9 protein-coding genes are annotated in these 8,160 nt (G+C 55.5%); 4 read left to right on the top strand and 5 right to left on the bottom strand.

Annotation, left to right across the window (positions count from 1 at the left end):
* A partial coding sequence (locus IM267_RS18995) for an AsmA family protein (RefSeq protein WP_226848191.1) occupies positions 1–1,609 on the top strand: 1,609 nt, incomplete at its 5' end.
* 93 nt (positions 1,610–1,702) lie between these two features.
* Here the strand turns inward: IM267_RS18995 and IM267_RS18990 are convergent.
* The 3 genes from IM267_RS18990 to IM267_RS18980 form a co-directional block, all read right to left on the bottom strand.
* Complete coding sequence (locus IM267_RS18990; RefSeq protein WP_063865340.1) at positions 1,703–3,025, bottom strand: MFS transporter; 1,323 nt, start codon at positions 3,023–3,025, stop codon at positions 1,703–1,705.
* 260 nt (positions 3,026–3,285) lie between these two features.
* A complete protein-coding gene (gene yhjD / locus IM267_RS18985) occupies positions 3,286–4,311 on the bottom strand; it encodes an inner membrane protein YhjD (RefSeq protein WP_063450037.1) in 1,026 nt (341 codons plus the stop codon).
* A gap of 50 nt (positions 4,312–4,361) precedes the next feature.
* Entirely contained in the window at positions 4,362–5,261 is a 900-nt protein-coding gene (locus IM267_RS18980) for a LysR family transcriptional regulator (RefSeq protein WP_063865341.1), read from the bottom strand.
* A gap of 119 nt (positions 5,262–5,380) precedes the next feature.
* Here IM267_RS18980 and IM267_RS18975 point away from each other — a divergent pair, with 119 nt between their 5' ends.
* Positions 5,381–6,139 (top strand): SDR family NAD(P)-dependent oxidoreductase, encoded by a 759-nt coding sequence (locus IM267_RS18975; RefSeq protein ID WP_193034061.1) that lies wholly within the window; start codon positions 5,381–5,383, stop codon positions 6,137–6,139.
* A 173-nt stretch (positions 6,140–6,312) separates the two neighbouring features.
* A complete protein-coding gene (locus IM267_RS18970; RefSeq protein WP_193034060.1) occupies positions 6,313–6,915 on the top strand; it encodes a response regulator transcription factor in 603 nt (200 codons plus the stop codon).
* On the opposite strand, the gene IM267_RS18965 is transcribed toward IM267_RS18970, so the two are convergent.
* Together IM267_RS18965 and IM267_RS18960 are read right to left on the bottom strand one after the other, a co-directional pair.
* The gene (locus IM267_RS18965) at positions 6,894–7,232 is read right to left on the bottom strand and encodes a lysozyme (protein ID WP_193034059.1); all 339 of its coding nucleotides are present in this window, start codon (positions 7,230–7,232) and stop codon (positions 6,894–6,896) included. The genes IM267_RS18970 and IM267_RS18965 overlap by 22 nt on opposite strands.
* Positions 7,233–7,303: 71 nt before the next feature.
* Positions 7,304–7,843, bottom strand: coding sequence for a GNAT family N-acetyltransferase (locus tag IM267_RS18960; RefSeq protein ID WP_193034058.1), 540 nt, complete (start codon positions 7,841–7,843; stop codon positions 7,304–7,306).
* Positions 7,844–7,992: 149 nt separating this feature from the next.
* Here IM267_RS18960 and IM267_RS18955 point away from each other — a divergent pair.
* Positions 7,993–8,160, top strand: a 168-nt coding sequence (locus IM267_RS18955) for an STY4199 family HEPN domain-containing protein (RefSeq protein WP_255508025.1), incomplete at its 3' end; no start/stop codon positions are given.

The raw sequence follows: 8,160 nt of genomic DNA, 5'->3' as shown, positions 1-8,160 counted from the left end.
CGGCAGCGACGATAAAGATCCGAATGCGCAGCCCTCTTCGTGGTCTTTCCGCCTCGACAATATTCTGTTCGATCGCGGGCGGATCGCCATTGACGATAAGGTGAGTAAGGCCGACGTAGAGATCCTCGTCGATCCGCTGGGCAAGCCGCTGCCGTTTAGCGAAGTGACGGGCAGTAAAGCCAAAGGCGATGACAGCAAAGCGGGCGATTACGTCTTCGGCCTGACGGCGAAGGGGCGCTACAACGGCCAGCCGCTCACCGGCAAAGGCAAAATCGGCGGCATGCTGGCGCTCAGAAGCGAGGGCACGCCGTTCCCGGTGCAGGCGGATTTCCGCTCGGGCAATACCCGCGTGGCGTTCGTGGGCACGGTTAACGACCCGATGAACATGGGCGGCGTCGACCTCCAGCTTAAGTTTGCCGGCGATTCGCTGGGTGAACTGTACGATCTCACCGGCGTGCTGCTGCCGGATACCCCGCCGTTCGAAACGGACGGGCGCCTGGTCGCAAAAATCGACGCTGAAAAATCGTCCGTCTTTGACTACCGTGGGTTCAACGGCCGCATCGGCGACAGCGATATTCACGGTACGCTGACCTACACCACCGGGAAACCACGCCCGAAACTGGAGGGTGACGTTGAATCCCGCCAGCTGCGTCTGGCCGATCTTGGGCCGCTGATTGGCGTAGATTCGGGTAAAGGCACGAAGTCAAAAGAGGTCAAAAAGGACGTCCAGCCTGCGGGCAAAGTACTGCCCTATGACCGCTTCGAAACCGACAAGTGGGACGTGATGGATGCGGACGTGCGCTTCAAAGGACGTAAAATTGAGCATGGCAGCACGCTGCCGTTGAGCAATCTCTCAACCCATATCATCCTGAAAAACGCCGACCTGCGACTGCAACCGCTGAAGTTTGGCATGGCGGGCGGAACCATTTCATCGAATATCCACCTGGAGGGGGATAAAAAGCCGATGCAGGGACGGGCGGAGATCCAGGCGCGCCGGCTGAAGCTGAAAGAGCTGATGCCGGACGTGGAGCTGATGCAGAAGACCCTCGGTGAGATGAACGGCGACGCGGACATTCGCGGCACGGGCAACTCCGTGGCGGCGCTGCTGGGCAGCGGAAACGGCAACCTGAAGCTGCTGATGAACGACGGTCTGGTGAGCCGTAACCTGATGGAGATCCTGGGGCTGAACGTCGGGAACTTTATCATCGGGCAAATCTTCGGTGACGACGAAGTGCGCGTGAACTGCGCGGCGGCAAACGTGGATCTGGTCAACGGCGTGGCGCGTCCGCAGATTTTCGCCTTCGACACGGAAAACGCGGTTATCAACATCACCGGTACCGCCAGCATGGCATCCGAGCAGCTGGATTTGACCATCGATCCGGAAAGTAAAGGTATACGTATCATTACCCTGCGTTCGCCGCTCTACGTGCGCGGGACCTTCAAGGAGCCGCAGGCGGGCGTGAAGGCCGGGCCGCTGATTGCGCGCGGTGCAGTTGCCGCCGCACTCGCCACGCTGGTCACCCCTGCGGCGGCGCTGCTGGCGTTGATTTCGCCGTCAGAAGGCGAAGCGAATCAGTGTCGGACGATTTTGTCGCAGATGAAGAAGTAAGGTGTGGCCCGTTCTTGCCGGATGGCGCTGCGCTTACCCGGCCTGCATGTGAATCGTAGGCCGGGTAAGGCGTAGCCGCCACCCGGCATCATCTTACAGTGACTGATGTTTAGTTTCGTGCGTCAGCAGCAGCGCAATCAGCGTCAGCGCTGCCATTGCCGCCAGATAGACGCCCACATAGAACAGGCCATAGTTTGCCTGAAGCCAGGTGGCGATATACGGGGCGACCGAGGCGCCCAGAATAGACGAAACGTTATAGGAGAACGACGCGCCGGTATAACGCACTTCGGTCGGGAACAGCTCCGGCAGCAGCGCGCCCATCGGGCCAAAGGTCAGTCCCATCAGGCTCAGGCCAATCAGCAGATACGCCATCACCAGCGCAGGGCTACCTGAACCCAGCAGCGGCGGGAAGACAAACAGCGCGAACAGGATGATCAGCGAGGTGATGACGATCATGCTTGAACGACGGCCAAATTTATCCGCCAGCAGGCCCGCGATGGGCACCATCACGCCAAATCCAATCACCGCCATCATCAGCATCCACAGCACTTCGTTACGCGGCAGGCCCAGCCCGACCGGTACGGCGGCGGTGCTGTAGGTCATGGAGTAAACGGTCATGATGTAGAACAGCGTATAGGTCGCCAGCATAATGAACGTGCCCAGCACGGTTACGCGAAGGTGTTTGGTCAGCAGCGTGCCCAGCGGAACTTTAACCTGTTTTTTCGCCGCGGCGACTTTCGCGAAGACCGGCGTTTCGTGCAGGGACACGCGCACGTACAGGCCAATCAGCACCAGCACGGCTGAGAAGACGAACGGAATACGCCAGCCCCAGCTCATGAACTGTTCATCGGTCAGCAGCCAGGAGAGGAGCAGGAAGGTGCCGTTAGCGAAGAAGAAGCCAATCGGTGCGCCCAGCTGCGGGAAAGAGCCATACAGGGCACGCTTGCGCGCCGGGGCGTTTTCGGTCGCCAGCAGCGCCGCGCCGCCCCATTCCCCGCCCAGGCCTAAACCCTGACCAAAGCGCGCCAGCGCCAGCAGCACAGGCGCCAGAATGCCGATAGTTTCATAGGTCGGCAGCAGGCCGATGGCAACCGTAGAGATCCCCATGGTCAGCAGCGAGGCAACCAGCGTCACTTTACGGCCAACGCGATCGCCAAAATGCCCAAAGACCGCTGAACCAATCGGACGCGCAACGAAGGCGATAGCAAAGGTGGCTAAAGACTGTAGCGTGGCTGCCGTCGGGTCGCCCTGTGGGAAGAAAATATGCGGAAAGACAATGACCGCAGCGGTGGCATAAATGTAAAAGTCGAAGAACTCAATGGCGGTGCCAATCAGCGATGCGACGACGACTTTATTGCGGGAATTGACCGGAACGTGTTCCGCCCCTTCGTTAAGTGTGGTGGCTGTTGCTTGCATAATATTTTCTTATTTTTGGACGAACGAAGGGCCATATTAGGCACAGCAAAAGCGACATTTCAATCTGTAACAAAGGCGTGGCGTGGTCATAAAAGCAACAAAAAGCGGATAATTTTCAGGCCAGCGAAAACACTTCCATGAAATGCTTCACACATTTTAAATGTCAGTCATTAAAACTGGTTTTGAGTTAAATAAAAGTTACGGTCTGGATTTATATGCTGAAATGATGAATCGGGCTGAAATATCAGCCCGACAGAACATCAGTGGTGGGTTTTTCCCGGCATGCGCGGGTCGTCTTTATACTCTGCGGTGGCGATCCACGCGGCGCAGAACAGCGTCAGGCGCGCGAAGAAATAGAAGAAGGCCATCAGCCCCAGCACTGAACCAAAGGCCGCGCCGGAGGGAGACTTGACCAGCGACGGCAGCGTATAGGTCATCACAATTTTGATCACCTCAAAACCAATAGCGGCAATCAACGTCCCGCGGATCAGCGCCTTCTTGCGCGGGCGATGGCGGGGCAAACGCCAGAAGATCCAGAAGAACAGCAGGTAGTTAGCAAAGATGGAGATGGCAAGCCCTATACCGCGCCAGGCTGGCTTCAGCCATTCAATGTAATCCAGATACAGCGCGGAGATAATCATCTGCTGCGCGGAACCGGCGACCGAGGTGATAGAGAGCGTGATGACCAGCGCCACCAGCAGCCCAATCAGCGAAATAAAGTCGCGCAGATACTTCACCCATATCTTCTCCTGGTCCTGCGGGGTACGCTCCCAGACGTCACGCGACTGGGCGCGAATGGCCTCACGCAGGTTGCCCATCCAGTTCACCCCGGAGTAGAGCGCAATCAGCAACCCGACGATACCCACGGTGGTACGCTGCTGCACGGCGGTATTGATGGTGCTTTTAAGCGTCGTGGCGAGCGTCTGGTCGCTAACGTTGTTCAGGATCTTATTGAAGATGTCCTGCAATAGCGTCGGGTGAGACGCCAGCACAAAACCGGCGGCGGCAAACGACACCATCAGGATGGGGATCATCGACAGGAAAGAGAAGTAGGTGATCGCCGCGCCGAACTGATTTCCCATGCGGTCATTGAAGCGCTCAGCGGCGCGTATCAGGTGGGCAATCGCGGGTATCTGCTGAATTTTTTCAGCTATACCGGTTACGGTGCCCAGCGCTTTGCTGGCCGTTCCAGGCTCTTTCGGCGCTTCAGGTTCGTTATCCATCTTTTTGATGGGTTCATAATCTAAATGTTGAGTCGGTCGTTGCGGGTTATTTTCCGGCGTCACGCGCATTTTCCTTTTCGTTGAGCTGGATGTTACTGAATTATAGCTTGCGACTAGTCCACGTAACTTTTTGTGAGTTCGGTAAGCCACGCCATAAACACATGCACCCGGCGGGAGAGGTTACGGCGGTGGGGATAAATGAGGGAGACGGGCATCGGTTCAGCCCGGTACTGCGGCAGGATCTCCACGAGTTTTTTCGTGCGCAGGGCATCACGCACCCCGACGCGCGGGACCTGTATAATGCCAAGCCCGGCGATACAGGCGGCCTGGTAGGTTTCCGTGCTGTTGACCGTTAGTACGCCTCCCGTTTTCACCCACTGGGTCGCGCTGCCGTTGAAATACTCAAAACCCAGCGGGCGGGTGCCCAGCGTGGCGGAGTAGTGAATGAGGGCGTGTGAGGCCAAATCGTCCAGCGTCTCAGGGTAGCCGAATCGCGTCAGATAGTCCGGGCTGGCGCAGTTAATCACCGAAAGCTTCCCAAGCGGACGGGCGATAAGCCCGGAGTCTTTCAGGTTACCCACGCGCACCACGCAGTCAAATCCTTCGCGGATGACGTCCACAAGGCGGTCGCTGCTGCTCAGCTCCAGCTCAATGCCGGGGTACTGCTGTAAAAAGGCAGGCAGTTTTGGAATGACGACATTTCGCGCAATGGCAACGGGCATATCCACGCGTAGCCGACCGCTGATGGAGGAGGGGTCGTGCAGGAACATGCCGTCCAGCTCGTCCAGATTCATCAGCAGATCTTTTGCACGTTCATAATAAACCATGCCGTCCTGCGTCAGGCTGACGCGACGGGTAGTGCGGTGCAGCAGCTGCGTACCCAGGGCGTTTTCCAGAGCCTGGATCTGCCGCGATACGCTCCCTTTCGGCAGGCTTAACGTCTCCGCCGCGCGGGAAAAACTCTCCAGTTCCGCGACGCGAAGGAAAAGCTGCATTGCGTGTATTTTATCCATAGATGTTAGTCATTGTTGTTACGAATGAAACAGTGAAGCGTTAGCAGGAGTATTTATTGATTTTCTACCATCTAATAAGCTCTTTCTCAATCTTCATCACAGACGAAACGAGGTGAATTATGCGTGAACGTATTGCATTAGTGACCGGCGGTAGCCGCGGCCTGGGTAAAAACGCCGTTCTGAAGCTGGCTGCGGAAGGGACAGGCATCATCCTGACCTGGAACAGCAGCCAGCAGGAGGCGCATGACGTTGTGCGCGAAATAGAGGCAAAAGGCGGAAAAGCGGCCGCATTGCAGCTTAACGTCGGCGATACGGCAAGTTTTCCGCGTTTTGCTCAACAGGTGAAGGACACCCTTCAGCATGTCTGGCAACGTGACACCTTTGACTATTTAGTGAACAACGCCGGCACAGGCTTATACGCCCCCTATACCGAGACGACGGAGGCGCAGTTTGACGATGCGGTGAACATTCATTTCAAAGGCCCGTTTTTCCTCACCCAGCAGCTGCTGCCGTTTATAAAAGACGGGGGACGGATCCTGAACGTCTCCAGCGGACTGGCCCGTTTTACTCAGCCAGGCTCAGGCACCTACGCTGCCATGAAAGGGGCGATGGAAGTGCTGACCCGCTATCAGGCAAAAGAGCTGGGCGCGCGCGGTATTTCCGTCAATATCATCGCGCCCGGCGCCATTGAAACCGACTTTGGTGGCGGACGCGTGCGGGATAATGCGGAGCTTAACCAGCTGCTGGCGTCGCAAACTGCGCTGGGACGCGTGGGCCTGCCCGATGATATTGGTGACGCCATTGCGGCCCTGCTCAGCGACAAACTGGGCTGGATGAATGCGCAACGTATTGAAGTATCAGGCGGTATGTTCCTGTAATGTTCGGTCTTAAGGGGAGGGAACCCTCTTAAGGAAATCCTTAATTCAGGTATGTCTAAATGCGGGAAAATATAAAGAGAGCCGGATGAATTGTAACCTCTCCGTTCATTGAGTTTTTTCTTAAAAAATGCCTCTGTAGAATCCCCCTTCGCTATTCTCAGAGGAGTAAAACGATGCGAGTAATCATGTTTGACAGGCAGTCATTATTTATTCATGGAGCGATGTGCAGTTTGCAGAAGTTAATTCCGGAAATAGATTTGACAGGGACTCGTCAGACTGATGAATTATGGGCGCAATTATCCGCGTCACCCTCCGCTATCGTCATGATAGATGGATATTTAATTCATGATAATGGTGTGGCTTTACTGGAAGAGATTACGGATCGTTTTCCAGCGGCGCGCGTGGTGTTGGTATTAACGAAAAAAGAGCCTCGCTGGGTTGAGCAAATGCTACAGCGCAACGTGGTGGCGATAATCCCCCGCAATGCGAATCCCGAACGCTTTTCCGCAATGCTGGATTCGGTATCGCGAGGAATGGTCTGTTTTCCCGGCGAGTGGCTGAAGCAGCACTCCTCTCATGATGAACTGTCATTGTTAAGCGAGCGCCAGCGTGAGGTGTTGAAGTTACTGGCGGCCGGAGAGTCGAATAAAGAGATTGGGCGTAATCTCAACATCAGTGCGGCAACGGTAAAAGCGCATCTTGAGACGCTTTTCCGCCGTCTTGACGTCAAAAACCGGACGCAGGCCGCGATGTACTACACCCGGGCGACAGCCTGAAGGATCTTCTCTGGCAGAGGGGAGTCTTCCCCAAAACTAAAGAGAGTTAATACCAGGGCATCATGCTGCTGTTGGGTTAATGGGCGTCGGTTCGTTTCCCGCAGCAGCGTCTCACATAATTGAATATCATTGAAAAGCAAATACTCCGCCTCAGCCGGCGTAATGAGGCCGTTAAATATCTCCCACTGGCGAATCACGTGACCGTACCCTATAACCCATATTCCCTTTTCGTCACGGTATTTTTCCAGGGAAAGTCCCTGCTGCTTTTTAATTAATGCGATTGCAGCAGACGTTATCTGCATTGCATAACCCGTCATAAGCGTTTCCTCTTAATGGCGGGACTATAGAGGAAACGACGGCCGGGGAATATCCGCCAAATGGCTGTTGATCAGGTTTTACTGAACGGGTATTCCTTTTTCAATAAACCGAACAGCCAGTCGTTATGCCATTGCCCTGAAAGGAAATAACTCTCGCGCAACTCACCTTCCAGCTGAAAACCTGTTTTTTCCAGCAGCCGCCTTGAGGCGATATTTCCCGCGGTAACGGTGGCGGTGAGCCGACGAATATTGCCCTGAGTCAACGCGAAATCACACACGGCCCGCAGCGATTCAAAGCCATAACCTTTCCCCTGCGCAGAGGGCGCAAAGAGAAAACCAACTTCGGCACAATCTGCCTCCCGGTGTACATAGCCGGTCACGCCCAGCGGCGTCTGGCTGGCCGTATCACGCACCACAAGGCAGAGCCAGTGTGCGCTACCCGGCGTCCACGGCAACAGTCGAGACTCAAAGGCTTCCCGAATGTCCGCCTCGCTTCGCGCCTCGGCGACAAAACGCATCACGTCAGGATGTTGCTGAAGTGACAGAAAAAAGGGCCAGTCTTGCTCCTGAAGCGGCGAGCAGGTGAGGCGTGCGGTCGTAAAGGCGGGCATTCAGATTCTCCTGAGACATTGTAAATGATTATAGGGTTGTCACTTTATTTCAACAGAAAGTCAGGTATGTTTAACCTCGTATAAATAAAAAGAAAAATCACCTTTAATGCCGCTTTAACGGTATTCGTTGTCTCTCAAGGAAAACAAAGATGATGAGCTCATCGCATCATACCCGCGAGCAGTTTGAACGCTGCCTGGCGGCGATCCGTCAGGCGTCTGTCGAAATCTTACTTCTGTTGAATGTACCTGTTAGTGAAGGCAAAGATCCACGCTGGTTTCTGGAACAGCTGGACAGCGCCCGCCTGGGGCTGGGCGGG

This window comes from Enterobacter cloacae complex sp. P15RS (assembly GCF_014895905.1).
GTDB classification, from domain to species: Bacteria; Pseudomonadota; Gammaproteobacteria; order Enterobacterales; family Enterobacteriaceae; genus Enterobacter; species Enterobacter quasihormaechei.
This window is presented reverse-complemented; position numbering and strand designations above follow the sequence as displayed.

Bases quoted from the DNA above. Each gene is read 5' to 3' on its own strand.
- IM267_RS18990 (WP_063865340.1), bottom strand. From the start codon at position 3,025: ATGCAAGCAACAGCCACCACACTTAACGAAGGGGCGGAACACGTTCCG.
- IM267_RS18980 (WP_063865341.1), bottom strand. From the start codon at position 5,261: ATGGATAAAATACACGCAATGCAGCTTTTCCTTCGCGTCGCGGAACTG.
- IM267_RS18975 (WP_193034061.1), top strand. From the start codon at position 5,381: ATGCGTGAACGTATTGCATTAGTGACCGGCGGTAGCCGCGGCCTGGGT.
- IM267_RS18970 (WP_193034060.1), top strand. From the start codon at position 6,313: ATGCGAGTAATCATGTTTGACAGGCAGTCATTATTTATTCATGGAGCG.
- IM267_RS18965 (WP_193034059.1), bottom strand. From the start codon at position 7,232: ATGACGGGTTATGCAATGCAGATAACGTCTGCTGCAATCGCATTAATT.
- IM267_RS18960 (WP_193034058.1), bottom strand. From the start codon at position 7,843: ATGCCCGCCTTTACGACCGCACGCCTCACCTGCTCGCCGCTTCAGGAG.